The organism is Massilia sp. 05N420 (genome assembly GCF_056397205.1).
In genome coordinates, this window is the sequence record NZ_JBFTMX010000269.1 from 1 (window position 1) to 371 (window position 371).

Annotated in this window: 1 pseudogene; it reads left to right on the forward strand. The window is 55.3% G+C overall.

Annotation, left to right across the window (positions count from 1 at the left end):
- Nucleotides 1–171: 171 nt before the first annotated feature.
- Nucleotides 172–371: pseudogene (locus AC1DIX_RS28280) on the forward strand (cystathionine beta-lyase); the annotation flags it as partial.

The window sequence follows — 371 nt, forward strand, 5'->3', positions numbered from 1 at the left end:
GGGTAGTATTTGGGCAGTGTTTTGCGGAAAAATACCGCGCAATTCACTGATATATCTGCGAAAGTAACGTTCCGGGTAATTTTCGGCCCGTCGCGGCTACGGGGTTGACCCGACTTTTCCTGAGGTCCAAAACTCGCCCATTGCATCCCTCGCCAAAGGCTATTTCAGACTATGAAAGACAAAGACGGTCTCCTGCAGAACGCCGGTATCAACACCCGCCTCTCGCATATCGGCAACGACCCTTCGGAATACCACGGTTTCGTCAATCCGCCCGTCGTGCACGCATCGACGGTGCTGTTTCCGAATGCCAAGGCGATGGAAACACGCGGGCAGAAATACACCTATGGCACCCGCGGCACGCCGACCACCGA